Genomic DNA, 23,590 nt, shown 5'->3' on the forward strand with positions numbered 1-23,590 from the left:
ACTCTGAGGGCAGAATACGACTTTACAATCTATTTTTACGACAGGCGCTCTTCCAGCTGGAAGTCAATAGGAATCCAGGCCAGTACATTCTCCATCTGCTTTTCCCAGTAATACCACTCATGCTTACCTGGACTGTGGCTGTAAGTAATCTCCAAGCCCAAGTCTTGCAGGTTTTTCACTGCCTCCTGATTGGCCTTGTAGAGAAAATCCTCTTCGCCACACCAAGCCCAAAGCTTGGTCTTTTTATCAGATTGCTTGGCTATACTTTCCAGCGAGTGAGGGCTGCTAGTCCAGTCTTTATAGTCTCCAAAAACTCCTCGCCAATAGGCTGGTGTTGCCAGCTCAGCATTATCTGGACGAGCATCAAGAAAACTCAAAGCTCCAGAAAGACTTGCCGCGTATGAAAAGCGGTTAGACTTGAGAGCCAGCTTAAAGGCTCCGTATCCGCCCATGGAAAGACCAGCGATAAAATTCTTCTCCCGCTTATCTGACATATTTGGGAAAAAGCGCTTGAGCACCCGAGGCAGCTCCTCAGCGATGGCTTCGTAATAGTTAAAACCGTACTGAGTATCGGTGTACCAGCCGTTGCTGGTATTAGGCATGACAACAATCAAGTTGGTCGAGCGAACTAGACGCTCAATATTTGAGCGCTTGAGCCAGCTATTGTGATTCCCGTTCATACCATGAAGCAGGTACAAAACAGGAATGTCCTTATCATCCGGCTTGTCTACGCGAGCTGCATCCGGATAGAGGACATTAACGCCCCATTCCATCTCCAAAGCCTCAGAATAATACTCTATTTTCATCACTGCCATTCGCATTTCTCCTTCGTATCTTCCTGACAAGAAAAAGCCGAAGCCCGACTTTTCTTGTATTTGTGTTCAGATTTTTACCGCACTTCCATAACAACCGGCAAAATAGCTGGGCGACGCTTGGTTTGGTCAAAGAGATATTTGGCCAGACTGTCACGGACAGCACCCTTCAGCTCACCCCAGTCAAAGCTATCCTGCGCCAGATAGTCTTCCACGGTTTTATTGATAAGGTCAGAGCTCTCACGCAGAATATCTCTGCTCTTCTTGACATAGACAAATCCACGGGTGTGTACTTTAGCCTTGGAAATGATTTTCTTTTCCTTACGGTTAACCGTGAGTGCTACGATGAAAATACCATCTTCAGACAAGACCTTGCGGTCGCGCAGGACGATATTGCCTACATCACCAATCGCATTCCCATCAATCATGACATCTCCAGCTGATACTGCACCAGCAGGCACAAAATCACCATGGTCGTATTCCATGATGCTGCCACGCTTAGGAATGAAGATATTTTCCGGCAGCATGCCAATTTCCATGGCAGCCTTAGCATGAGCATCCAATCCGCGGTACTCACCCTGAATAGGGAAGAGGTACTTAGGCTGCAGCAGGTTAATCATGAGCTGCAAATCACGCGCATTTGCGTGACCCGAAACCCGCAGGTTTTGGGTAATCAGCTTGACAATCCCCCCAGCCTGATAAATCATATTTTCTACACGAGCCACGACCGCTTCCTTGGCAATAGAAGGCGTTGTTACGATGTAAATCAAATCTCCTTCCTTGATTTCCACATAGCGGTGGCGGCCGATTGACATCTTACGCAGGCCATTGATAGGCTCACCCATCCGGCCAGTCTCCAAGATAATCAACTCATGGTCTTCAAACTTAGACATTTCCTTAGGCTTGATCAAAAGGCGTTCGTCCACCAAGGACAGCTTCTTGAGGCGGATAGCCGTACGAACGATATTTTCAACATCAAAGCCTGTCAAAACCACTCGACGGCCAGTCTCTGCAGCTGCATCAAAGACCTGCTGGATACGAGACAAGTTGCTGGCAACCGCCGCAACAATCACGCGGCCATCCCAGTCAGCAATCGTATCTTCGATTTCCTTGCCGACCTCGCTCTCGCTAGCTACCTGAACGCTACTGTCCGCATTGGCTGAATCACTGAGCAAGGCCAGAACACCCTCGCGGCCAATCTCAGCCAGACGGCCAAAGTCTGTCGCATAGGATGGGCTGGCAGACTGGTCAAACTTGAAATCACCTGTATAAACGATACTGCCTTTTCTGGTCTTGATGACAATTCCCAAACTCTCAGGAATCGAGTGGGTCGTCCGGAAGAAGGAAACTACGGTTTTGCCAAATTCAATCTCGGTATTTTCATCAATCACATGGAAATCATTGAACTTCTTAACTACATCATTGTTTTTGACAAATAGCTTAGCCAGCTCAATCGTCAACTCTGATCCGAAAACCGGCACCTTCGCATCTGCTAAAAGATTAGGCAGAGCACCAATCGCATCTGCGTGTCCGTGCGTCAGAAAGACACCCGCAATCCGCTTCTTATTTTCAAACAAATAGTCCATGTTGGGAACGACATAATCCACACCCAACTGCTCATTTTCTGGGTACTTCAGCCCAACATCCAATACAAAAATGGAATCATCCACTTCGGCAACATAGAGGTTTTTACCATTTTCACGTACGCCGCCTAAAGCAATCAGTTTAATATTGCTCTTGCTCATTTTTTCTCCTATTCAATTTTCAGAACCTCACTTTTATCAAAGATTCTTTATTTTATTACTAACGGTCCTTGGCTAGCCAAGTCGAATTACAGTCTTGCAAACCTTAGGTTTGCATATCTAACCTATTATAGCATTTTTTCATGTTTTTTCAAAGTCAAGTGTGCCTTCTTAGCGCCCTTGGCTACAAAAAACGACCTCTAGCTTTACTCGGCTAGAGGTCTGGTTTACTTCGCTGGTATGAGAGCAATCAGTTCATCCAAAGTGTAACTGAATAACAATTTTTTATTTATTGTTTTTATTATTTTTTATAAACTTTTAATTCCTTCAACCGCTAATGATTTTCTTTTTATCTTAGCATTGGAAATCTCTATAACATAATAAAGCACTATTGATTGAATTCTCGAAGTTTGAAAACCATCTAAAAGCTTCTACTTTCTATACTATCGTTACAATCAGGCAAGCTAAGCAGGCCTGTCTGACAATTCAACCAATATGTCAAGTAAAGCAACTACTTATGTATTACAAACAACTATACCAACAAAGTAAACTTAAAAGCGAATGAATTTGGTTTCCTTTCTTTCTATTTCCTTAACTCTATTATAGTACTCTATCCAGATTTTTGCAAGCGTTTACACATTAAAAATACAAAAATATTTTAAGATTTTCGAAAAAGTAGTTACACAAAGAAAAAAGGCTGTCAAACTAGATGCTGTTTTGTTATTCGATTAATAATTCAGTATGTGTTGCTTTTTCAATCCAGTAAGAATGTTAAGAAACCTCTTCTCAGAAATTAGATTCTAATCGTAATTTTTTATGTTAAAATAAATAGCGGTTGTATACTTCTTCCGGTATTTCATTTGGAATATTACTTATTTCATTCATTGCTTTGCATGAATTTATAATTTAGAGGACTTTAATAAGGGGAATACTATTATGAGAAAAATTTTAAAAGAGGATAAACTTTATTCTTTAGCTGAATTTAGAGATAAGCTCTATGATGATTTAGATTTATCAAGAAGCGATTTAGCTACCTTGTTATGTGCAATGTTGATTGCATCTATTGGCTTAAACATGGATTCCACTCCAGTTATCATTGGGGCAATGTTGATTTCTCCATTAATGACACCTATTATTGGAATTGGTTTTTCATTAGCAATACTAGATATGAAACTGCTCAGAAAGTCATTTAAAATTCTTTCTATTCAAGTTTTGTTAAGCCTCTTAGCATCTACGATTTATTTTTTTATTTCTCCAATTTCTTATGCAAGTTCAGAAATTATTGCCAGAACTTCACCAACAATTTGGGATGTAGTTATAGCTTTTGTGGGTGGGGTAGCTGGAGTTATTGGAGCACGAAAAAAAGAAGCAAATAACATTGTACCTGGAGTTGCTATCGCAACAGCTCTTATGCCCCCAGTATGTACTGTCGGCTATGCTATAGCAACGGGAAACTTTGAGTTTATGTTAGGAGCATCCTACTTATTTTTCATTAACTGTAGTTTTATTATGCTTGCTACATACATAGGAACGAGCTTAACTATGGTGAAAAATCATTATATTAAACATAATCAAGAAGCCTATAAAATGCGAAAAATATTAATTCTAGTTTCGCTTATTCTTATTATTCCAAGTTTGGTTTCAGCGACTACCTTAGTGAGAGAGACCTTAATCAATGAATCTATAAATAAATACTTATCTGATCAGTTTAAAGACAACACAATCCTAAAAAAGAACTATGACAAAGACGATAATACTTTAAAGTTAACTATTTCAGGAAACTATCTTTCAGATGAAGAATTGAAAGAAATTCTTAGTAAACAAAACGATTATGGTTTGAAAAATATTTCAATTCAAATTTCACAATTATCCAATGATCGATTGACCGAAAAAGACATCGTCGAGTATATTATTCAATATAAAAATGACCATGAACTTCAAAAAATTGATAAGGAGAAGGAGAAGAAAGAAACTCCAACTAAAAACAAAGAGTAAGAACAATTTTCCTAGTCAAATACACAAAAAAGAGAGAACAGGATTAAATGTTCTCTCTTTTTAGTTACTATAGTTAACAAAGACTTTTTTATAAGGAAAATCAACTATTGGTTTTATTTATCGTCTTTTTTAACCATGTTTTTAACGCCTTCGATTGCACCTTCAACAGCATCTTTGGCATCTACTGCAACTTCTTTAACTTTAGAAACTACTTTTTCAGCAGCTCCTTCTTTTTCTGTTTTTTTATCACCAGTTAATTTGCCTAGGCCTTCTTTAACAGAACCTTTAGCTTGGTTGAATTTTTCTTCTGTAGACATATTTGATACCTCCGTTGTTAGTTTCAATTTTTAAAGAATGAAAGAATATAAGAATTCCTAACCTCAGTGAGAGAATTAACGAACGCGAGCTTTTTCATTTGATGCAGCGTCTTTAACAGCCTCTACACCATCGCCAACTTTTTCTTGAACAGCTGAGAAGCCACCGCTAATGCCAGATTTTGCTTTTTCGAATTGCTCTGAAGCAAATTCACCTGTTGATTCAGCAACATCTGTCACTCGGTCTTGAAGGCTCACTGAATCCGCTTCGTGTTGTTCTTTCGTTTTAATATCAACAACATTAACATTTACTTCAACAACTTCCAAATCAGTCATCTTAGAAACTTCTTCTACAACAACTTTTTTGATTTCCTCGTATAATGCAGGAACATTCTTTTGATATTCCACAACTACGTTCAAGTCAACAGCTACTTGTTCTTTACCAACTTCAACGTTAACGCCATGAGTCACGTTGTCAGAATTGACAATTTTATCTTTTAAGTTAGAGAAGAAGCCACCATCAACAGCAAGCAAGCCTGAAACTTTCTCTAAAGAGATACCGATAATTTTTTGAATGACCTTATCATCGTAAGTCAATTCACCTTTTACTTCGTGAGCTGCTTGAGCAACTTCTTTTTTAGCAACATCTTTAACATCTTTATTTGACATGTTAAACTCCTTTATTCTTATTTAAATATATTTTTGTTTTGAATATAATATCCGATTCCTGCCCCTAGAGTAGCGCAAATCAAGACAAATAGAGTCTTAAAGAAGCCAAAGGATAGGATAAAACACGCTAGAATAATGCCTGCTAATCCAGACAAGATTGGATATTGATATTTTTTAAACCATTCCATTTTTTACTTCCTTACTTTACACGACTAGTAGTTTTTTTAGCCGCTTCTTTTGGCTTGAAGTCTGAGACAGAGATTTTAAGCTTGACATTATGATTGATTCCGAAGAATTCTGTCAATCCAGACGCAATTTCTTCTTGAATCAACTGACTTCTCTTGATGATGTTTTCCGAAGGAACGATTGCCCCTTTAACGGAAACCATGCATTTGTTTTTACGGCTATTTACTGAAACTGTAGGATCTTTAATTAAACCGTGTTCTGTTAACAGACTACGAACAAACCCTTCAATCGCTGAATTTTTCAGCATCAGTTTCCCATCCGCATCAGCTAGCTGAATTTCCAAACGTCTCTTAGGATAAAAAGCTATCACTAACATCAGTAGTAAGATTAAGCTTGCTAAAACCACAGTGCCCCAGAAAACATACCTAGAAAGATAGTAGCCCACAAAAGGAATCTGCTTCCAAGTGAATAACTTCCAGCTAAATAACTGGAGCCCCAGACCGCTGACTTTATGAAAGTCTAGCAAAACAGGAATCAAAATTGTCAAGATTAAAATACAGAAAATAAGGGAAAGTATTTTTCTTGATTTTGACATATTGAATCCTCACATCATTAAATTTTAAATTGTATTTTGAAAAGCAAAAAGACAATTTATGCCTTTTTACCTACAAAAAATGATACAACAGCTACTACAATAACTGCACCAATGATAGAAGGAAGCAAGGCCATACCAGCCAAACTAGGACCCCAAGTTCCTAAAAGTGACTGACCGACAGCAGAACCAACTAAACCTGCAACAACGTTTGCAATAACACCCATTGAGCCGCCTTTTTTAGTGATTGATCCAGCAATAAGACCAATAACTCCTCCAACAATAATAGACCAAAGCATATTGATTCTCCTTTCTAATTTTTTCTAAATCAAAATTGTTTAATAATATTTTTTACTATTATTTTTTGATTAACATAATTATATAATTTTCCAACTTGGAAACATAATAATTCAACTTGGTTTTCTTTCCGTTTATATGTACTATAGATACGCAAAAATAATAATTCCTTGTTCTATAGGTTTTTATCAGCATTTTTAGATATATTTTAGAGTTGTTAAACGAGGTTAAATGCATAAAATATGGTATAATTGCCTGATAATAAAAACACTATATAAAGAAAGATAATATTTTAATGCGAGAATTACTGTCTAAAAAGAGCCACAGGCAATTAGAACTATTAGAACTACTATTTAAAAACAAACGCTGGTTTCATATTTCTGAACTGGCTGAACTATTGAATTGTACGGAACGCTCAGTAAAAGATGATTTGTCCCATGTCAAGTCTGCGTTTCCTGAATTGATTTTTCACTCTTCTACTAATGGCATACGTATCATTAATACCGATGATAGTGATATTGAGATGGTCTATCACCATTTTTTTAAGCATTCAACCCATTTTTCAATTTTAGAATTCATCTTCTTTAACGAAGGATATGAAACTGAGAGTATTTGTAAAGAGTTTTATATAAGCTCTTCCTCACTCTATCGTATAATCAGTCACATTAACAAAATTATAAAAAAACAATATAATTTTAAAATTAGTCTCAATCCTGCTCGGATTATTGGAGATGAGATTGATATCCGTTATTTTTTTGCACAGTATTTTTCAGAAAAATATTATTTTCTTGAATGGCCATTTACAGATTTTTCAGTAGAACCTTTGTGTAAGCTGTTAGAACTGGTCTATAAAGAAACTGCATTTCCTGTCAATTTCGCAACTCACAGAATGTTAAAGTTGCTCCTGGTTACAAATTTATATCGAATAAAGTTTGGTCATTTCTTGGAAGTTGAGAAAGATTCTTTTAACAATCAATTGTTAGAATCTTTCATGCAGGCAGAAGGAATCGAAGACATTATAGCGAGCTTTGATTCTGAATACCATATCTCTTTGAATAAAGAAGTGATAGGCCAACTATTTGTCTCTTATTTTCAAAAAATGTTTTTCATTGATGAAAATCTATTTATGAGCTGCGCAAAAACAGACAGCTATGTAAAAAATTCGTATCAATTATTAAGTGATTTAATTGATCAGATAGAAAGCAATTATAATTTTAAAATAGACAATAATGACAATCTTATTTGGCATTTGCATAATACAGCACATCTGCACCGTCAGGAACTATCTACAGAATTTATTCTGTTTGATCAAAAAGGGAATACCATCAAGAACTTTCAAAATATTTTCCCTCAATTTGTTTCAGATATTAAAAAAGGGATTGAACATTATCTAGAGACTTTGGATATCCATAGCACACCAATGAAAGTCAACCATCTATCCTATACTTTTATCACTCACAGCAAACATTTAGTGCTGAATCTTTTACAAAATCAGCCTAAATTAAAGGTTTTAGTCATGAGTAATTTTGATCAGTATCATGCAAGATCGGTAGCAGAGACACTTTCTTATTATTGCAGTAACAATTTTGAACTTGAAGTTTGGAATAAATTAGAACTATCAATTGATTCTCTAAAAGAATCACCTTACGATATCATCATTTCTAATTTTATTATTCCACCAATTGAGAACAAGAGACTTATCTATTCCAATAATATTAATACAGTCGCACTCATCTCCTTACTTAACGCGATGATGTTTATTCGCTTAGATGAGTGATTTAGACTATTTTGATAACAAAAAAACCGCAATCTAGCGGTTTTTATTCATCTATTAGGGCAATTTGAAGAAAAAGGACATAGCCCTATTTAACAGAGAACCTGAGCCTTTTGAACATTAATTGTCTAACTTTGTGGGAGCAGTACATTATTTAGTACATATTCTTTCTCTTATTTTTACGAAACTCTGAGAAAGCCTATTCAAACAAGCCATAGTAGTCCGCGATGGTCATCTTGGCTTTCTCATCTTTGTTCAAGTCCTGAATAATCTGTCCATCTTTCATGACGATTAATCGGTTGCCGTATTTGAGGGCATCTTCCATGTGATGGGTAATCATGAGGGCTGTGAGGCGGTCACGATTGACAAATTCATTGGTCAGCTCCATCAAGGCTACACTGGTCTTGGGATCCAGTGCTGCAGTATGCTCATCCAGAAGCAAAAGCTCTGGGCGCTTGAGCGTTGCCATGAGCAGACTCAAAGCCTGTCTTTGCCCGCCAGAAAGAAATTCAATCGGGGTATCTAGATGCTTGTCCAGACCATTGCCGATTTTCTCAATCGTCGCCTGAAACTCTTCCCTGTAACTGTTGAGCCCACGGGGCACCAAGCCACGCTTTTCGCCTCGGAATTTGGCGATAAGAAGATTTTCCGCCACTGTCATACGCGGAGCCGTTCCCATCTTAGGATCCTGAAAGACACGGGACAGGTACTTGGCCCGCTTTTCTGGTGAAAAATGAGTGACATTTTCCCCCAAGATATGAATGCTGCCGCTGGTCAGGGGGAGAGTTCCAGCAATGACATTGAACAGGGTTGACTTTCCTGCACCGTTTCCACCTAAAATCGTAATAAAATCATGCTCGTGAATGTCTAAAGAAACATCATTTAGGATGATTTTTTCTTCATCAAAGCCGCTCTTTACAAGCTTGGTTGCATTTCTTAATTCTACAATCGCTGTCATTTGCTTAACTTGGCTCCTTTAAAGAATTTATTTTTCAGGGTTGGAATCATGAGACAGACGGCCAGAATCACCGCACTGTAGAGACGGAGATAGTTGGTATTAAACCCGAGAGCAATAACGCCCCAGATCAAGAACTGATAGGCAATCGCACCAACTACAATGGTAATCAGACGCTCTGCCAAGGTCAGACTCTGGAAGAGCACCTCGCCGATGATAAGGCTGGCCAGACCGACAACGATTACTCCAATCCCACGGGAAACATCTGCATAGCCTTCCTGCTGGGCAATCAGCGCTCCAGCCAGAGCAATCAAGCCATTTGACAGAATCAGTCCCATCAGCTCCATCCGGCCAGTATTGATACCAAAACTGCGAGCCATATCCGGATTATCTCCGGTCGCGATATAGGCTTGTCCAAGCTTAGTATCCAAGAAAAAGAGCAGGGCAGCAATCACCAGACTGACAAAAATCAAACCAGTCAAGAGGTCATTAACTTCCCCTGAAAAGGGCAGAACATCCTGAATCTTACTGCTGCCTAAAAGCCCTAGATTGGCACGACCCATTAACATCAGCATGATAGAGTGGCAGGAGGTCATGACCAAAATCCCAGAAAGTAAGGTCGGAATTTTCCCCTTAGTATAGAGCAGACCTGTCACAGCACCCGCAGCACAGCCCGCTAAAACAGCCGCTGCTGTTGCTAGAAAAGGATTGACTCCCTTGGTAATCAAGGTAACTGCCACCGCCCCGCCCAAGGGGAAGGAGCCTTCTGTCGTCATATCAGGAAAGCCCAGAATCCGAAAGGTCATAAAAATACCTAGACCTAGGACGGCCCAAACCAATCCCTGAGAAATAATGGAAAGAATCATAACATTGTCCTAACTAATTAAAATCGTTTCTCTATTTTAACATAAAAAAGGAGCCAATTTCAATGCCAATGCGCAGACAAAGAAATTGACTTCCTAACTATTCCTCAACAACTGTCATCCGACCAGTATCTACATCGTAAACCGCTCCAGAGATTTCTACATCAGCTGGGATCAGCGGTGACTGTCGTAGCAAGGCCATGTCCTCGCGCACACTTTCCTCTACATCTGTAAAGGGCAAAAAGTCCTGATTGCTGACATTGACGCCTAGTTCTTTATTAAGATAGGCCGTAAAATCCTCATTCTTGAAGGTCTGTGCCCCACAGTCTGTATGATGCAAAACTACGATTTCCCGCGTTCCTAGCTGCTGCTGCGAAATAACCAGCGAGCGAATCATATCCTCCGTCACCCGACCGCCGGCATTGCGCAAGATATGGGCGTCTCCTAGTGCCAGTCCCAGAGCCTGAGCCACGTGGAGCCTAGAGTCCATACAGGTTACAATAGCTACCTTGGTCTTGGGCTTGATCGGCAGATGTGCCGTTCCATGCAGATCGACATAAGCTTGATTGGCCTTCATAAAATTTTCAAAATATGACATTCTTTCCCCTTACTGGTACTTTGATATTCAAATAATTTTATATTATCTTACCATCTTTTCTGCTATTTGTCAGCTGCCGGCTTTGTTATAAAAAAATAGGACAGATAAATCCAGCATCTAGCTGATCTTCTGTCCTAGTTTTATTTCTTATGAGCTTCTTGGGATATACTTGCTGAGTGAGCCTGCAAAGGTTTGAAGATTGAGACTTTGCACATAGACTTCACCAGTACCTTGGAAGGTGTTGACCACTCCTTCACCCGTTCCGATAGACTGCCAAAAACCATTTTCCAAATGTACATGATAGTTCAAGGACTGGCTCCAAGCCACTACATGGGCATTGTCAATGGTCACTTCTTGGTTATGAAGCTCAATTTTCTTAATAGATCCAAAAGCATTGGCCAACAGAGTCCCCTGGCCTTGGGTTGTCATGACGAAGAGACCGCCTTGGCCGCCGAATAGTGCTTTCCCAACAGACTGGCGCTCCATGGTATAGTAAGCTGTACCATCAAGGGCAAGAAAGGCACCGTCATTGAGCCGGTATTGTTTTTCGCCTAGCTGAAGAGGAATAACCTGACCAGGAGAATCTGGTGCTAAAGCAAGGTAGCCATTATCAGACTGGGCAACCGCTTGGGTAATAAAGGTACTTTCGCCAGAAACCATCGAACGTCCCACAGCCTTGACAAAACGTCCCAAACCAGAACCGCTAGCATTGAGCTGGGTATTCAGGGTCACATTTGGCGTGTGGTAGACCATGCTGCCACGCTGAATAAAGACGGTTTCTCCTTGATTGAGCGACAACTCAACCAAAGGAAACTGCATATTACTGTCCATAGAAAATCGCATTGAATCTGCCTCCTTCTTATTATGACTTGATTATAACATTTTCCTACATTTTGAACAAAGGAAAACTGAAGCATCAAAAAAGAAGAGACTGCCTGAGTCTCTCTTAGAAATTTTCAAGAATTGTCAATATGCAGATGTGGGCGAAGAACATTAGCAAAGGTTTCAATATTGAGACTTTGGATGTAAATTTCCCCAGTTCCATGAAAGGTATTTACTACTCCTTCGCCAGTCCCCATGGACTGCCAGAAACCATTTTCTAAATGAATATCATATTCCAGTTCTCGACTCCATGCTACTACGTGAGCATTGTCAATCGTTATCCTATCATTATGCAGCTCTACCTTTTGAATTGAGCCAAAGGAATTTACCAAGAGTGTCCCCTGACCTTGGGTACTCATCACATAAAAGCCTCCTTGGCCACCAAAGAGAGCTCGACCTACCGACTGCGTCTCCAAAGTATAAGAGGCAGAGCCATCCATAGCCAGAAAAGCCCCATCATTAAGGCGGTATTGCTTTTCACCTAGTTCCAGAGCAACAATCTGACCAGGTACATTAGGTGCTAAGGCTAGACGACCGTTATTTGATTGAGCAGTTGCTTCAGTGATAAACACTCCTTCGCCAGAAGCCATAGAACGGCCTACAGCTTGGATTGCCTTGCCAAAGATTGATTTAGACTCTGCATTCACTTTAGCATTCAGGACAACATTGGGAGTGTGGTATATCATGCTCCCAGTCTGAATACGAACAGACTCTGATACATCTAAGGCAATCTCCGCCAAGGGAAATTGAGCATTGTTGGTAATAGAAACATTCATACGATGATCTACCATGGTTGATTATCCTCCTAAAAAATCTGGAAAAACAACTTATAGGAATTTCCAGACAAATCCTATTTTTTCTAGCAATATTATAGCACGCACAACAACTTTTCGCAATACTACTTTAATCAAGAAAATACCTTCTTTAACACTTCCCCAATCGTCGTCACACCAATGACTTGGATATTGTCTGGAACTTTGAGACCACTCAGAGAGTTTTTAGGAGCATATACCTTGGTGAAGCCCAGTTTTGCCGCTTCATTGATACGCTGCTCGATGCGATTGACTCGACGGATTTCACCAGTCAGACCAATTTCACCGATAAAGCACTCTTGAGGATTGGTAGGAAGATCCTTGTAGCTGGAAGCAATGGCTACCGCTACTGCCAAATCAATCGCTGGCTCATCTAGCTTGACGCCGCCAGCAGACTTGAGGTAGGCATCTTGATTTTGCAGGAGGAGTCCTGCCCTCTTTTCCAGAACTGCCATGATGAGGCTGGCTCGGTTAAAGTCCAGTCCAGTCGTGGTTCGCTTGGCATTGCCAAACATGGTCGGTGTCACCAAAGCCTGCACCTCTGCCAAAATCGGCCGCGTCCCTTCCATGGTCACGACGATAGAAGAGCCTGTCGCGCCGTCCAGACGCTCTTCCAGAAAGACTTCACTTGGATTGACAACCTCAACTAGCCCACCAGACTGCATCTCAAAAATGCCAATCTCATTGGTTGAGCCAAAGCGATTCTTGACTGCTCTCAAGATACGGAAAGTGTGCTGGCGTTCGCCCTCAAAATAAAGTACGGTATCCACCATGTGCTCCAAAGTTCGGGGGCCAGCTAAGGTTCCTTCCTTGGTCATGTGACCAACTATAAAGGTCGCAATATTATTGGTCTTGGCCAGCTGCATGAGCTCAGCCGTCACCTCTCGAACCTGAGAGACAGAGCCTTGAACACTGGAAATTTCCGGCGACATCACCGTCTGAATGGAGTCGATAATCAGAAAATCTGGCTTGATTTTCTCAATCTCTGTGCGGATATTTTGCATATTGGTCTCGGCGTAGAGATAAAATTCACTGTCAATATCACCGAGACGCTCCGCCCGCAGCTTAATCTGCTCAGCTGATTCCTCTCCGCTGACATAAAGGACTGTGCCCTGATGAGAAAGCTGGGTAGATACTTGCAGAAGCAGGGTGGATTTCCCGATACCGGGATCCCCGCCAATCAGAACTAGACTACCAGGCACTACGCCACCACCTAGCACACGATTGAACTCGTCCATTTCTGTCTTGGTCCGGTTGACATCAATCGAAGTGACCTCAGCCAGCTTCATGGGCCGGGTCTTTTCACCCGTCAAGGAAACACGGGCATGCTTGACTTCTGTAGCCTCTACTTCCTCAACAAAAGAAGACCAAGAGCCACAGTTGGGACAGCGGCCTAGATACTTGGGCGAATGATATTCACAATTTTGACAGACAAAGGTCGTTTTTTTCTTAGCGATAAGATATCTCCTTTATATTTCTAATTCACATTCAATAAACTGGCAAAAATCAATCTGCTGATCAGCTACAAACTGGCGGATGAGCATGCGATGGGCTACAAGAGCTACCGTCTCGTAGTCTCTGTATTTGCTTAAGGCACTGAAAAAGCGTTCTTTCATCTGCTCAGCCGTTTCATACTGGACAGGACTTCTTGCAGGGAGACAACCATTATTTTCAAAAAACAACTCCCGAGCCTGCTCAAACTTTTCTATCCCATTCTCATATACCTGCCATTCATGCAACAAAGGCTCCACAAAAAGCGGCAGTTGGCGGTCTCGAATCAGATAGGAAGCCGTCTCCAAAGCCCGCGTCACAGAAGAGGAGATCAGAATTTCCGCCTGTTCCAGCAAAGGATTAGCAGCGGCCTCTGTTGCCATCCGACGACCAGCAGTCGACAAGGGAGCCAAATCTAGTCCAAAGCCAGTATAGCCAGCCTCTTCCAAGGGTGAATAATCTGGCTCTCCATGGCGGATAAAAATGATTTTCATACTAATTCCCTGTCGATCCAAATCCGCCGGTCCGCACGCCTTCTGCCTCATCTCCATCCGCAATTAAGAAAGGTGCGAAGACAGCCTGAACTACACGTTCGCCAGCTTCAAGGACGACTTCCTGATCTGTGATGTTTTTCATCTGAGCAAAGATATGCCCTTCGTTTCCAGGATTGCCATAGTAGTCGCCGTCAATGACCCCAACGGAGTTAATCAAGACCAAACCTTTTTTACGAGGATTGGATGAGCGGTCATAAAGATAAAGCACCTCGCCCGGCTGCATATATGCCTTGACACCAGTCGGAACCAACTTAATCTCCCCTGGCGCAATAGGGGTGCGCTCTGCCACTTTCAAATCGTAGCCAGCTGCGTAAGCCGTCTCTCTCTTAGGCAGCAAATCTTCATTTGTAAAGCTGGAAACCAGCTCGAATCCGCGAATTTTCGTCATATTTTCTTTTATTATCCTTTCAAACGTTGATTTAATAAGGTTTATAACCCTTATAGATAAGTTGTTTTATAAAATTGTTCACCTTTTTGTGGACTTATAGACTATTTATAGCTTTTTCATAATATGAAACAGCTTCTTTTTCTTTGTCCTGGGAGAGGTGACTATACACATCTAAGGTCATGGATATATTAGAATGTCCTAACCTATATTGCAACTCCTTGTAGCTGATACCAGCATTGAGCAATAAACTAGCGTGAGTATGGCGGAAAGCGTGACAAGTGAAACGTGGGATGCCTAATGTCTCGCAACGCTTATCTATAATCTGTTGAAGAGAATGCCTTGGCAGATACTCTCTAACTGTAGTGGCAAAGACAACAGACGGAGCCGGAGCCCCTACTTCTAAGAACATTAGGCGCTGACGATTCTGGTACTGTCTCAGCATAAGCGTAGTTTTGGGATCTATGCTTATCTTTCGAGTACCTGCTTTTGTCTTTGTTTCCCCTATCATCCGAATTTCTTGGCTGTAGGTTTTACTGATTGTGATTGTCTTTTCCTTTAAGTCAATATCAGACCATTCCAGGGCTGCAAGCTCTCCAATGCGGCAGCCTGTGGCCAGTAGCAATTTAAAGACCACAAAGCGGTAATAATGCTTGTAGCTCTTTGTAGATAGCTTTTCAGCATAATCGATAAACACCTTTAAGTTATCTGGCTCTATGAACTTAACCGCTTCTCTGCCTTTCTTTTGCTTCTTAGGCAGAATCACATCACGTCCAGGGTTAGACGTCAGCAGCTGCAATGTTACACCATGCTGCAGTATTCTTCTGTTAATTGAGTTAATCTCCTTGAAATTCACAAGTTTATAGGCCAGATTGTTTATAAACTCCTGAATGCTGCTAGGCGTTATCTTGTCTATCTTCATACTCCCAAACTCAGGGATAAGATGATGATTAACTTGTCTCCTAGTTACTGCAAATGTTTGCGGTCTAACTGTAAGCTTGTGACTTTCTAGCCATAGGGCAGCAAGCTCTTTGTAGGTCTTGACCTGTACCGTCTTTTTGACTGTCGATCCGTTAGTTTTAAAATCAAACTGCGCGTGCTGGGCTTTGCTCTTAACCTCTTTCCTTGTCCGTCCAGTGATACTTGTCTTTACTTTTTTACCAGTAACCTTATCAACTCCTAGATAGACGCTAGCTCGGTAAACGGTAGTGCCGTTTTTCTTTTTGACTTCAGTAATTTTCATTAGTTCCCCTTTCTTTTCATCAGCAGGCAAGCCGTAAGGGTTTTAAGAAAGGGTTAAATGGATCCAGGGCGTTGTAGAATGCCCTAGAGTTCGTTTTGATAGGTTAGTCGGTGAAAATCTATCTGGAAAATAAAGACAAGGCTTAAAAAAGCTTATACGAACTTGTGGGGCAAAGGATGTTATGCTATACTATTTTTTGTCATCGGTTACCGATTACCTTTCTGTGAGGATTGGGAAAGGGGGTGATAGAATGAGTGATATCGCTATTGAGCTCGTCCTTACTATCATGGCAGAAGTGATAGCAGGTCTCTGCCTGCATTACCTTTGCAAGTGGCTAGATAGTAAGGAAGATGACCGAGACTAGCCCAAAAAACACCCGTTAATCTTAATAGAACGTAAAAAAAGCCCCAAGGAATCGCACTTCCAAGGGGCTTTGGTGATATTTGAGTAATATCGCTATTAACTACATTATATCATTTTACCTCTTTTCAGGCAAGATATTTAAAAAATTGGAGAACCAGTCATCAGTTGCTGGCTTTTTATATGGCAGTTACTCCATATTTTAGAAGAATAACTTTCTTAGCCACTTTTCATCATTTCAATAAGTTTCAAAAAATCAAGCTCTGATAGAATTTCTATTTCATATCCCTTAGCCAGAAGTTCAAAAGCTTTTTTCATCTTGTTACTTTGTCCGCTTTTCCCAACAATACGAAAATCTTGTTCCCCTATAACCAAATAATTTGTCTTAGTTGTCACATTACCTTCAGGGACACCACCAAGTAGAGCTATTTCCTTTGCTGCCTCTTGCCTCGTGAAACGTTCCAGCTTTCCAGTAAACACAAAATAAGTGCCATATACTGGATTTGATGGATCCATAGCTGCCCGTTCCTCTACTGTAGGAATATAAAATTTATTTTTAAGGGTATAGGAGTGCCTGATAGAAGTCCTTAGAAAACCATTTCCGCCAAGATTTCCTAATTTCTTATAGCGTATCGATTGTAAAAATTCCATTAAATTTGGCTGATTATTCAATTCCATTAATTTACAAATAATCTGGCCACTAACTTTTGCATCTGAGAGTGCATCGTGATGAATTAAATTAAACCCAAAATGTTTAGCAAGTTCATTAAGTTTATAACTTATTTGTCCAGGATATGCAAATTTAGAAACAAAGTAGCTGCAAAAATAACTGATGTCATCAAAAGGTAACTGATATTTCAAATAAGCATCTTTTAAAGCTCCCATATCAAATTGAGCAAAATGAGCAACCACTGGTAGATTATCAATAAAATTTATAATAGATTGTCGAATCTCTGGAAAAGTTGGAGCTCTATGGGTTGCTACTGGAGTAATACCATGAATAAAGATATTAAACTCGTCAAATTCTTCCTCAGGATTGATAAGGCTGTAAAAACTATCTACCACTTGTCCGTCTATAAATTTTACCAGCCCAATTGAGCAGATACTCCCTCTAAAAGAGTTTGCTGTTTCGACATCAAGGGAAACAAAACTACTTTTCATCATTACTTCCCCTCTTTCCTGCCAGGCCATCAGCTAAGTTACTCAAAGTATCGAGGGCTTTCTGTAGATCTGTAATATATGAATTTTTAACATTTTTAGAATGTTTTTTTATTTTTTCTAAAGCACTTTCTAAAAATTTGATTGCCGCTAGCACATCAATTTGAATGGCATCTTTTTCTTGAGATTTTCGTAATTCAGACAGAAAGATTGTATTTAGAGTTCTTATTTTTTCTTTTTCAAACTCTTCTCCGCTGTCAAAGGTCATAATTTCATCATTATACCCAAGCAGATATGCTACACTAACCTTGAAGTAATCAGCTAGCTGTTGAGCTTTTTCTGGTTTGATGGCATGTTTATTATTTTCCCAATTAGATATAACCATCTTTGATACTAGCTTTTCGTTATCACTTACCCCATCATTTAATTCCGTTGCCAGTTTATCTTGTGTTATTCCTTTTTTTGTTCTTAATTCCTTAAGTCTGTTTTTTATTGTTGGCATCTTATCACCTCAGTTAAATTATAACTACTAAGAAAACTTTTGTAAAGTTTTTTTTTATTATCTATTGACAAGTAAAGAAAAACATTATATACTTGACTCAAGTAAAGATAATCTTTACAAACAGGAAAGGAGAAGAAATATATTGCTTATCACCTCAACTCAAGCAAAAGCAATACGCCGAAAGCAAGCGGATAAAAAATTAACTGCTAAGCAAGCTAGCGAAGAAATAGGTATCAATCCTATTACATACAAAAAAATTCGAGACGGCGGAGAAGTAAAACCTTGCATTTACCAAAAAGCCATGGAATGGCTAGCAGAAGATTATTAGAAAGGAGCTTACAGCACTAATACAATTAGGCTGAATAAGTCTAGAAGCAACAAAAAAAGCCTTAACAGACGACCAAATCAGCAAGGCTTTCACTCTAAGATATTCAAACACTTACTAGCAGGCAAGCCGTAAGGGTTTTAAGAATACATTTTATACTTAGATTGTACCAAAAAGGGATATCAAATGCAACCGCTCAGAGAGGCGACTCTATAAACTGCCGATAAAAACCAAAAGAAAGAGATAAGGATAATCAACATGACTAAAACACCATTTACACAAGGAGACCTGGCCCAGCTTTGGCAAGACGAAGGTCTGATCACTATGGACATTCTTAGAAAGCGCCTGCCAGACTGGACAGACAGACAGATAAAAGTTCGCTTGAACAACTGGAAAGCTCGCAAGGCTATAGCTTTCACCATAAAGAACAAGGAAATCGTCAGCTTTGAGCTTTTGAGAAACAAGAAGCAGGAAGAAGAACAGACATCAGGCGGCCGCAAGCTAAAGTTAGAAGATTATTACAAGCAAGTAATGCCTACTCGCGAAATTATCGAAAAGAAAACTGCTAGTGACACTAACCGCCTCAAAGCTATCCAGTTGCAGCAGCAAGCACTGAACGAAATTCCTGATCATATCTATAAAGAACTAGCAGAAATTTTTGCATGAGGGCAAAACAAATGATACAAGAAATTGACATGACGCCAGGGCAAGCAATCGTCTTTGTCTCACTACTGCTATTCCTAATCTGGAAGCTATGGCATCTAAACAGCAATCAGAGCTCACTAGAGGGCCTTAGAGTGGCAGAAAGCTCTCAGACGGAAGAAAGCACTGACGACAAACTAACCCCCGAATACGGGGCATATATCCAACTTGCAGGACGCAAGTACAACTAAAGGAGCAAAAAACATGAAACTACAAACATTTTCAGATAAAGCAACAAAACGGACTTTCACTTACGACTTTTTAGATCGTGATGCTGCACAAGCAGGTGGCCATGCTCTAATGGGCTACATGGTTGGAAACTATGCCCAGCCAGTGATTGAACTGACACACAATAACAACGGACAGCTTACTGCTGTATATATCGAGGACAATGATCTAATTGACGTATTTAATCGAATTTGCGACAGCTTCCAGGACTTCCAAACGGTAAGCACTAGCAATTAGAAATAGCTAGGAGAGGTAAAAATTATGGAAATTTCAATCTTTGACCACAACAAACTAAATCGTAATGCTTTTTACGTTAAAGAGCTAGATGTGCTTTTTGTAGCAGATACAGTAAACGAAGAAGAAAAGCAAACCCTTATCCGACAACTCGGAAAATAAGTACTATAAAAGCGAGGAACAAGAAAATGACTAAAAAAACAGAACAAACTAAAACTGTACAACTTACCGTTGAAGAGCTGCAGAACTTAGGCTGCCGACTGTCTAATATCCTAAAGACAATAAAAATGGATCAAGTGGCTCAAGCTGGGGTGTCTCTTGCAAAAGACCAAGATTCATTCACTTTTACACACCTAGCGACAAACTATCTAAGCTCTTCCTACGAGGTATTTGAAACGATTATAGCTGAGCTTGATGATATAGCTAGTCAGCTTTTGGAGTGCGACGATGCCGAGGAGCTGGAGGGTTTTAGAATGGCCGATAAATTTGAACCAAGCAATAATATTGTCAATTTCTCTGAGCATATGCAGGAGTTGGAAGACCAAGAGATAAGTCTAACAAACTTTCAGAATGATGGATCATTCAATAGCATGGTCTGTGAGTTCGCCATTGGAATGAGTAACCATATAGACAGACTAATTGGGTATTTGGAAGAACAACAGAAAACCATTCGCAGCATGACCAAGGAAATTGAAAATCTAAAAAGAAAAAAGTGAGGCACGAACATTGATTAAGTCTAAAGATATCAAAGCAATAAAAGAAAGCCTTAAAGCTATTGAAACTTGCCAAAATGAGCCAACAAGAGAAGCCTTGCAACTTATGGCCAAGATATTGTGTCAAACATTGGACCTATTGGAGCAGCAAGATAAAAAAATATTGCTTATGAATAAAACTCTAGGAAAAATTGCCGGCAAGGTCATGGCAAATCAGAGGAGGTGGCCTTGATATGGCACTATTCAGCGCAGAAACTGAAAAGGAATTAAAAACAGAGGCTCTATCTCTGGTTGCTGGCTTCTTGGAATCCTATGCACGTCCAAAGGCTAAACATCTGGGTTTAATGTCTGCTGTAGAGGTCCGAGAAGAATTAGGAATTAAGGCCAACACTTTGAAACGTTGGGAGTTGGAAGGGGGTTTGAGGCGCTACCAGCCGCCTCTCGAAGATACTCGTAAGGTATTTTACAAAATAAAAGATATTTTGATTTTCCTAGGAGTAGATGATAACGGAGGAAGAGTATGAATACAATTATGGAATTAACTTTTACTCCTCAGACTATGAAGCTGTTTAGCTTCTTGAAAGAAAACCCCACTGCTGTCTATAAAAAAGGGAATTACTACAAGTTCCTCTATTTTGAGCCACTGGATGTTTATATTTCAGAATTCACTTATAAAGGCATCAAATTTAGAAAGCTAGAAAGCAAGAATCTGAAACTGGCCGGCTGGAAATTAGTAAGAGATATGCCAATATCTCTGGCTAAGCCAGAACTAATAACCGTCTTAAAAGACCTTGAAAAAGTCAGAATCAAGGAAAACCGCCAGGGAACTGGGATAAAACTGACTGGCTGGATATTAGAAACTTTGACGCTAGGCCTTTACACCAAGCAAGAAACAGCCTTATTCGTCCGCTTACTATATATCAATGGCTATAGTTGTGAGGATATAGCAGGGTTATTCTCCGCTATTGTGAAGCGCCCAGCCCTTGCCAGATATTTTATTAAAGAATTAAGCAATTTAGAAAGGGGTGTAACTTGACAGAAAAAGAAATCATACAGTCGATCATCGAGGATGACAGAGGGGTAAAGCAGGATAAGTCAACAGAACTGGACAACCAGGAACGAGGGCAGCCCCAAGAATTACAAGAAGACTGTTATTTTAAGACTTTCAAGGGTGTTAGGAAGCTTTTAAAAGATGATCTCCAAAGTCTGTACGAACAGACTTATCAGAAAGCCTTAGCAACAGCTCCAGAAACTGCAGAAGAGACAGCCGAGGAAAAGGCTAGGAAAGCTGCCGCAAGGAAAATGCCTCGAAGCGCATTGCAAATTGCCGAATTTCTACGCCAGCGGCTGCACTTTGTCAGATTAAAGAATGACATGGAGGGCCAACGGGAGCCGTTGTACTATTACAATCCTGATAGGGGCTTCTACGAGACAAACGAGGAATTTATAAAAGATTTGATTTTCGTTGTCAATCCAGAGCTGACGGAACGCAAAGCCCTTGATGTTATCTATAAACTATCCAGAGCAGCTGTCAGCAGAAAAGCTGATAATCGTTATACTGCATTGGGAAATCTGCTTTACAATGCTAAAACCGGCGTAACAGAGCCATTTAGCCCTCAAAAGCTTGTAATTAGGAAGATTGACTGTAATTATATTGCAGATGCAAAAGAACCTAATATAAAAGGCTGGAAAGTAACTGAATGGCTGAAAAATCTGTTCGGAGGAGACGATGAACTGTATAGGATGGCACTGCAGATCATCAAAGCCAGCGTTACAGGCGAGAGCTTGAAAAATGTTTTTTGGCTACTAGGCAAAGGGGGAACTGGTAAAGGAACCTTTCAAGAACTGATAAAAAATCTTGTAGGCGCTCAAAATGTGGCAAACCTAAAAATAAACGAGGTGAATAAAAGCCGGTTTGAGACCTCTGTACTGGTAGGCAAGACAGTTGTAATAGGTGATGATGTCCAAGTTCGAGTGAAAATCAAAGATGTATCGACATTCTTTAGTTTAACCACTGGAGATCCTATCAAAATTGAAGAAAAAGGGAAAACACCCTACTCTGTCAATTTAAAAATGACCATCATCCAGTCATCCAATGGTCTGCCTATCATAAACGGTGATTCTGATGCTATTGGTCGACGATTCCGAATTTTGCCATTTAAAGGCGGTTTTGCTGGAAAGGTAAACCCAGCCATCAAAGATGACTATATCTGCCGTAGAGAGGTACTAGAGTATTTACTTTGCCTAGCTTTAAACACTAAGACAGATTTAAAGTTAAATCCTCAAGCGTCTCAAAAAGCAGTTTACGACTTTCAAGAAGAGGTGAATGAGGTGGTATCCTTTACTCGCAATTTCTTTAAGAAAAGCTTAGTATCTTCCTTTCTCCCTAACTCCTTTGTCTGGTGGGTTTGGCTGAGCTTTAAAGAGTATTATCAGATAGAAAATGATCTGACTCCCAATGCTCTGCATAGAGAGATTAAAAACAATCTTCCAGATGGTTTTAAACCTAGCAAAGCCAACATTCCAGCTGGTCAAATGTTGCCAAGAGGATTTTCACCTAAGGAAGACCTCCCTCACTATGCAGCTAAAAACTACAGCACAGATAGAATGCAAGGCAAGGGAATAGAAAAGAGAGGGCAAGAAAAGGGTTATTTGAAAAACAAGGAATTGGATGACGGATGATGCCGGCAAGATGTCGGATAAGTGAAAAGCAAAAATCCTTTATTATCATATATTGAGTACCCTTTTGATGATTGATGACGGATATTTTTAAGAAAAATAGAAAAAATAAAAAAGAAAGGAATAAAAAAAGAAAATAAAAAAGAAATTAAAAAAAACCGTATCACCGTCCTCATCCGTCATCAACCCTTGGTAATACTGGATTTTCAAAAATGAAAACCGGCATCAAAACCGGCATCAATTCAGGAAAAACCATCATCAATTAGAAAAAAACTTAAAACTACATCATATATTAGCAAGTTTCTACCTCAGAGGAATTAGAAATACAGTAAGCAGCTCGTGCTTTAGGATTTTCATAAACTAGCATGGCATGGTTGGAAATACATTGAATTTTAGCAATAAAAATCTATTGTATTTAACATATTGAGGATTTGTAAATTCATTTTAAGAAAAACAGGTCAATGCCTTGATAAGACTAAGGTTAAGCAAGGTTAGTTGAATCTAACAGAATGTAAGATATGTTAA

Annotated in this window: 30 protein-coding genes; 12 read left to right on the forward strand and 18 right to left on the reverse strand. The window is 39.8% G+C overall.

From position 1 onward, the window contains the following. Positions 1–35: 35 nt before the first annotated feature. Both SSV_RS10035 and SSV_RS10040 read right to left on the reverse strand, forming a co-directional pair. Positions 36–815 carry an alpha/beta hydrolase gene (locus tag SSV_RS10035; protein ID WP_072074674.1) on the reverse strand — a complete coding sequence of 260 codons (780 nt, stop codon included), beginning with the start codon at positions 813–815 and terminating at the stop codon, positions 36–38. Between the two features lie 74 nt (positions 816–889). Continuing rightward, the gene (locus tag SSV_RS10040; RefSeq protein WP_072074675.1) at positions 890–2,557 is read right to left on the reverse strand and encodes a ribonuclease J; all 1,668 of its coding nucleotides are present in this window, start codon (positions 2,555–2,557) and stop codon (positions 890–892) included. 933 nt (positions 2,558–3,490) lie between these two features. Between SSV_RS10040 and SSV_RS10045 the strand changes: the two genes are divergently transcribed. Beyond that, positions 3,491–4,549, forward strand: a complete 1,059-nt coding sequence (locus SSV_RS10045; RefSeq protein WP_072074676.1) for a TIGR00341 family protein — start codon at positions 3,491–3,493, stop codon at positions 4,547–4,549. A 113-nt stretch (positions 4,550–4,662) separates the two neighbouring features. Here the strand turns inward: SSV_RS10045 and SSV_RS10050 are convergent, their stop codons facing one another. From SSV_RS10050 to SSV_RS10070, 5 genes are all read right to left on the reverse strand, one after another. Then, positions 4,663–4,866: a CsbD family protein gene (locus SSV_RS10050; protein ID WP_002899152.1), complete on the reverse strand. Its 204-nt coding sequence runs from the start codon at positions 4,864–4,866 to the stop codon at positions 4,663–4,665. Positions 4,867–4,941: 75 nt separating this feature from the next. Next, on the reverse strand, positions 4,942–5,532 hold the full coding sequence (locus tag SSV_RS10055) for an Asp23/Gls24 family envelope stress response protein (RefSeq protein WP_002928115.1): 591 nt from the start codon (positions 5,530–5,532) through the stop codon (positions 4,942–4,944). Between the two features lie 17 nt (positions 5,533–5,549). After that, positions 5,550–5,720: a DUF2273 domain-containing protein gene (locus SSV_RS10060; RefSeq protein WP_002899156.1), complete on the reverse strand. Its 171-nt coding sequence runs from the start codon at positions 5,718–5,720 to the stop codon at positions 5,550–5,552. 11 nt (positions 5,721–5,731) lie between these two features. Continuing rightward, positions 5,732–6,313: an alkaline shock response membrane anchor protein AmaP gene (amaP, locus tag SSV_RS10065; RefSeq protein WP_002893930.1), complete on the reverse strand. Its 582-nt coding sequence runs from the start codon at positions 6,311–6,313 to the stop codon at positions 5,732–5,734. Positions 6,314–6,369: 56 nt separating this feature from the next. Further along, positions 6,370–6,609 carry a GlsB/YeaQ/YmgE family stress response membrane protein gene (locus SSV_RS10070; RefSeq protein ID WP_002899160.1) on the reverse strand — a complete coding sequence of 80 codons (240 nt, stop codon included), beginning with the start codon at positions 6,607–6,609 and terminating at the stop codon, positions 6,370–6,372. Between the two features lie 293 nt (positions 6,610–6,902). Between SSV_RS10070 and SSV_RS10075 the strand changes: the two genes are divergently transcribed. Next, a complete protein-coding gene (locus SSV_RS10075) occupies positions 6,903–8,384 on the forward strand; it encodes an AcpB/EbpR/MafR family transcriptional regulator (RefSeq protein ID WP_072074677.1) in 1,482 nt (493 codons plus the stop codon). A gap of 196 nt (positions 8,385–8,580) precedes the next feature. On the opposite strand, the gene SSV_RS10080 is transcribed toward SSV_RS10075, so the two are convergent. The 11 genes from SSV_RS10080 to SSV_RS10130 all read right to left on the reverse strand — a co-directional run bounded on the left by SSV_RS10080 (position 8,581) and on the right by SSV_RS10130 (position 18,184). Continuing rightward, positions 8,581–9,339, reverse strand: a complete 759-nt coding sequence (locus tag SSV_RS10080; RefSeq protein ID WP_002905458.1) for an ABC transporter ATP-binding protein — start codon at positions 9,337–9,339, stop codon at positions 8,581–8,583. After that, complete coding sequence (locus tag SSV_RS10085; protein ID WP_002928137.1) at positions 9,336–10,202, reverse strand: ABC transporter permease; 867 nt, start codon at positions 10,200–10,202, stop codon at positions 9,336–9,338. The genes SSV_RS10080 and SSV_RS10085 overlap by 4 nt, the downstream gene beginning before the upstream one ends. Positions 10,203–10,299: 97 nt before the next feature. Further along, on the reverse strand, positions 10,300–10,797 hold the full coding sequence (locus SSV_RS10090) for a beta-class carbonic anhydrase (protein WP_072074678.1): 498 nt from the start codon (positions 10,795–10,797) through the stop codon (positions 10,300–10,302). A 147-nt stretch (positions 10,798–10,944) separates the two neighbouring features. Next, positions 10,945–11,640 (reverse strand): TIGR00266 family protein, encoded by a 696-nt coding sequence (locus SSV_RS10095; protein WP_072074679.1) that lies wholly within the window; start codon positions 11,638–11,640, stop codon positions 10,945–10,947. 113 nt (positions 11,641–11,753) lie between these two features. Continuing rightward, the gene (locus SSV_RS10100) at positions 11,754–12,470 is read right to left on the reverse strand and encodes a TIGR00266 family protein (protein ID WP_072074680.1); all 717 of its coding nucleotides are present in this window, start codon (positions 12,468–12,470) and stop codon (positions 11,754–11,756) included. Between the two features lie 116 nt (positions 12,471–12,586). Further along, entirely contained in the window at positions 12,587–13,948 is a 1,362-nt protein-coding gene (radA, locus tag SSV_RS10105) for a DNA repair protein RadA (RefSeq protein WP_072074681.1), read from the reverse strand. A 12-nt stretch (positions 13,949–13,960) separates the two neighbouring features. Then, the gene (locus SSV_RS10110) at positions 13,961–14,476 is read right to left on the reverse strand and encodes a histidine phosphatase family protein (protein ID WP_072074682.1); all 516 of its coding nucleotides are present in this window, start codon (positions 14,474–14,476) and stop codon (positions 13,961–13,963) included. A 1-nt stretch (position 14,477) separates the two neighbouring features. After that, entirely contained in the window at positions 14,478–14,924 is a 447-nt protein-coding gene (locus SSV_RS10115) for a dUTP diphosphatase (protein ID WP_072074683.1), read from the reverse strand. 94 nt (positions 14,925–15,018) lie between these two features. Next, complete coding sequence (locus SSV_RS10120) at positions 15,019–16,164, reverse strand: tyrosine-type recombinase/integrase (RefSeq protein ID WP_072074684.1); 1,146 nt, start codon at positions 16,162–16,164, stop codon at positions 15,019–15,021. A gap of 579 nt (positions 16,165–16,743) precedes the next feature. Further along, on the reverse strand, positions 16,744–17,688 hold the full coding sequence (locus SSV_RS10125) for an exonuclease domain-containing protein (protein WP_255297059.1): 945 nt from the start codon (positions 17,686–17,688) through the stop codon (positions 16,744–16,746). Next, positions 17,675–18,184 (reverse strand): helix-turn-helix domain-containing protein, encoded by a 510-nt coding sequence (locus tag SSV_RS10130; protein WP_072074685.1) that lies wholly within the window; start codon positions 18,182–18,184, stop codon positions 17,675–17,677. The genes SSV_RS10125 and SSV_RS10130 overlap by 14 nt, the downstream gene beginning before the upstream one ends. A 142-nt stretch (positions 18,185–18,326) precedes the next feature. Here SSV_RS10130 and SSV_RS10135 point away from each other — a divergent pair, with 142 nt between their 5' ends. The 10 genes from SSV_RS10135 (at position 18,327) to SSV_RS10180 (ending at position 23,068) form a co-directional block, all read left to right on the forward strand. After that, on the forward strand, positions 18,327–18,512 hold the full coding sequence (locus SSV_RS10135; RefSeq protein WP_072074686.1) for a hypothetical protein: 186 nt from the start codon (positions 18,327–18,329) through the stop codon (positions 18,510–18,512). Between the two features lie 255 nt (positions 18,513–18,767). Next, positions 18,768–19,175, forward strand: coding sequence for a hypothetical protein (locus tag SSV_RS10140; protein ID WP_072074687.1), 408 nt, complete (start codon positions 18,768–18,770; stop codon positions 19,173–19,175). A gap of 11 nt (positions 19,176–19,186) precedes the next feature. Next, complete coding sequence (locus SSV_RS10145; protein ID WP_255297060.1) at positions 19,187–19,402, forward strand: hypothetical protein; 216 nt, start codon at positions 19,187–19,189, stop codon at positions 19,400–19,402. A 13-nt stretch (positions 19,403–19,415) separates the two neighbouring features. After that, positions 19,416–19,676 carry a hypothetical protein gene (locus tag SSV_RS10150; protein WP_072074688.1) on the forward strand — a complete coding sequence of 87 codons (261 nt, stop codon included), beginning with the start codon at positions 19,416–19,418 and terminating at the stop codon, positions 19,674–19,676. A gap of 24 nt (positions 19,677–19,700) precedes the next feature. Continuing rightward, positions 19,701–19,835 (forward strand): hypothetical protein, encoded by a 135-nt coding sequence (locus SSV_RS12295; protein WP_255297061.1) that lies wholly within the window; start codon positions 19,701–19,703, stop codon positions 19,833–19,835. Between the two features lie 26 nt (positions 19,836–19,861). After that, positions 19,862–20,389, forward strand: a complete 528-nt coding sequence (locus SSV_RS12300; RefSeq protein ID WP_255297062.1) for a hypothetical protein — start codon at positions 19,862–19,864, stop codon at positions 20,387–20,389. Between the two features lie 10 nt (positions 20,390–20,399). Next, a complete protein-coding gene (locus SSV_RS10165; RefSeq protein WP_072074689.1) occupies positions 20,400–20,618 on the forward strand; it encodes a hypothetical protein in 219 nt (72 codons plus the stop codon). 1 nt (position 20,619) lies between these two features. Further along, positions 20,620–20,910 carry a hypothetical protein gene (locus SSV_RS10170; protein WP_072074690.1) on the forward strand — a complete coding sequence of 97 codons (291 nt, stop codon included), beginning with the start codon at positions 20,620–20,622 and terminating at the stop codon, positions 20,908–20,910. Continuing rightward, positions 20,907–21,422: a hypothetical protein gene (locus SSV_RS10175; RefSeq protein WP_072074691.1), complete on the forward strand. Its 516-nt coding sequence runs from the start codon at positions 20,907–20,909 to the stop codon at positions 21,420–21,422. Before SSV_RS10170 ends, SSV_RS10175 begins: the two co-directional genes overlap by 4 nt. Then, entirely contained in the window at positions 21,419–23,068 is a 1,650-nt protein-coding gene (locus tag SSV_RS10180) for a phage/plasmid primase, P4 family (protein WP_080983550.1), read from the forward strand. The genes SSV_RS10175 and SSV_RS10180 overlap by 4 nt, the downstream gene beginning before the upstream one ends. Positions 23,069–23,590 lie beyond the last annotated feature (522 nt).

This window comes from Streptococcus sanguinis (genome assembly GCF_001078705.1).
GTDB lineage: Bacteria > Bacillota > Bacilli > Lactobacillales > Streptococcaceae > Streptococcus > Streptococcus sanguinis_D.

Bases quoted from the DNA above. Each gene is read 5' to 3' on its own strand.
- SSV_RS10100 (WP_072074680.1), bottom strand. From the start codon at position 12,470: ATGGTAGATCATCGTATGAATGTTTCTATTACCAACAATGCTCAATTT.
- SSV_RS10145 (WP_255297060.1), top strand. From the start codon at position 19,187: ATGATACAAGAAATTGACATGACGCCAGGGCAAGCAATCGTCTTTGTC.
- SSV_RS10110 (WP_072074682.1), bottom strand. From the start codon at position 14,476: ATGAAAATCATTTTTATCCGCCATGGAGAGCCAGATTATTCACCCTTG.
- SSV_RS10075 (WP_072074677.1), top strand. From the start codon at position 6,903: ATGCGAGAATTACTGTCTAAAAAGAGCCACAGGCAATTAGAACTATTA.
- SSV_RS10130 (WP_072074685.1), bottom strand. From the start codon at position 18,184: ATGCCAACAATAAAAAACAGACTTAAGGAATTAAGAACAAAAAAAGGA.
- SSV_RS10095 (WP_072074679.1), bottom strand. From the start codon at position 11,640: ATGCGATTTTCTATGGACAGTAATATGCAGTTTCCTTTGGTTGAGTTG.
- SSV_RS10175 (WP_072074691.1), top strand. From the start codon at position 20,907: ATGAATACAATTATGGAATTAACTTTTACTCCTCAGACTATGAAGCTG.
- SSV_RS10115 (WP_072074683.1), bottom strand. From the start codon at position 14,924: ATGACGAAAATTCGCGGATTCGAGCTGGTTTCCAGCTTTACAAATGAA.
- SSV_RS10045 (WP_072074676.1), top strand. From the start codon at position 3,491: ATGAGAAAAATTTTAAAAGAGGATAAACTTTATTCTTTAGCTGAATTT.
- SSV_RS10070 (WP_002899160.1), bottom strand. From the start codon at position 6,609: ATGCTTTGGTCTATTATTGTTGGAGGAGTTATTGGTCTTATTGCTGGA.
- amaP (WP_002893930.1), bottom strand. From the start codon at position 6,313: ATGTCAAAATCAAGAAAAATACTTTCCCTTATTTTCTGTATTTTAATC.
- SSV_RS10150 (WP_072074688.1), top strand. From the start codon at position 19,416: ATGAAACTACAAACATTTTCAGATAAAGCAACAAAACGGACTTTCACT.
- SSV_RS10085 (WP_002928137.1), bottom strand. From the start codon at position 10,202: ATGATTCTTTCCATTATTTCTCAGGGATTGGTTTGGGCCGTCCTAGGT.
- SSV_RS10170 (WP_072074690.1), top strand. From the start codon at position 20,620: ATGGCACTATTCAGCGCAGAAACTGAAAAGGAATTAAAAACAGAGGCT.
- SSV_RS12295 (WP_255297061.1), top strand. From the start codon at position 19,701: ATGGAAATTTCAATCTTTGACCACAACAAACTAAATCGTAATGCTTTT.
- SSV_RS12300 (WP_255297062.1), top strand. From the start codon at position 19,862: ATGACTAAAAAAACAGAACAAACTAAAACTGTACAACTTACCGTTGAA.
- SSV_RS10040 (WP_072074675.1), bottom strand. From the start codon at position 2,557: ATGAGCAAGAGCAATATTAAACTGATTGCTTTAGGCGGCGTACGTGAA.
- SSV_RS10080 (WP_002905458.1), bottom strand. From the start codon at position 9,339: ATGACAGCGATTGTAGAATTAAGAAATGCAACCAAGCTTGTAAAGAGC.
- SSV_RS10060 (WP_002899156.1), bottom strand. From the start codon at position 5,720: ATGGAATGGTTTAAAAAATATCAATATCCAATCTTGTCTGGATTAGCA.
- SSV_RS10125 (WP_255297059.1), bottom strand. From the start codon at position 17,688: ATGATGAAAAGTAGTTTTGTTTCCCTTGATGTCGAAACAGCAAACTCT.
- SSV_RS10120 (WP_072074684.1), bottom strand. From the start codon at position 16,164: ATGAAAATTACTGAAGTCAAAAAGAAAAACGGCACTACCGTTTACCGA.
- SSV_RS10035 (WP_072074674.1), bottom strand. From the start codon at position 815: ATGGCAGTGATGAAAATAGAGTATTATTCTGAGGCTTTGGAGATGGAA.
- SSV_RS10055 (WP_002928115.1), bottom strand. From the start codon at position 5,532: ATGTCAAATAAAGATGTTAAAGATGTTGCTAAAAAAGAAGTTGCTCAA.
- SSV_RS10090 (WP_072074678.1), bottom strand. From the start codon at position 10,797: ATGTCATATTTTGAAAATTTTATGAAGGCCAATCAAGCTTATGTCGAT.
- SSV_RS10050 (WP_002899152.1), bottom strand. From the start codon at position 4,866: ATGTCTACAGAAGAAAAATTCAACCAAGCTAAAGGTTCTGTTAAAGAA.
- SSV_RS10140 (WP_072074687.1), top strand. From the start codon at position 18,768: ATGACTAAAACACCATTTACACAAGGAGACCTGGCCCAGCTTTGGCAA.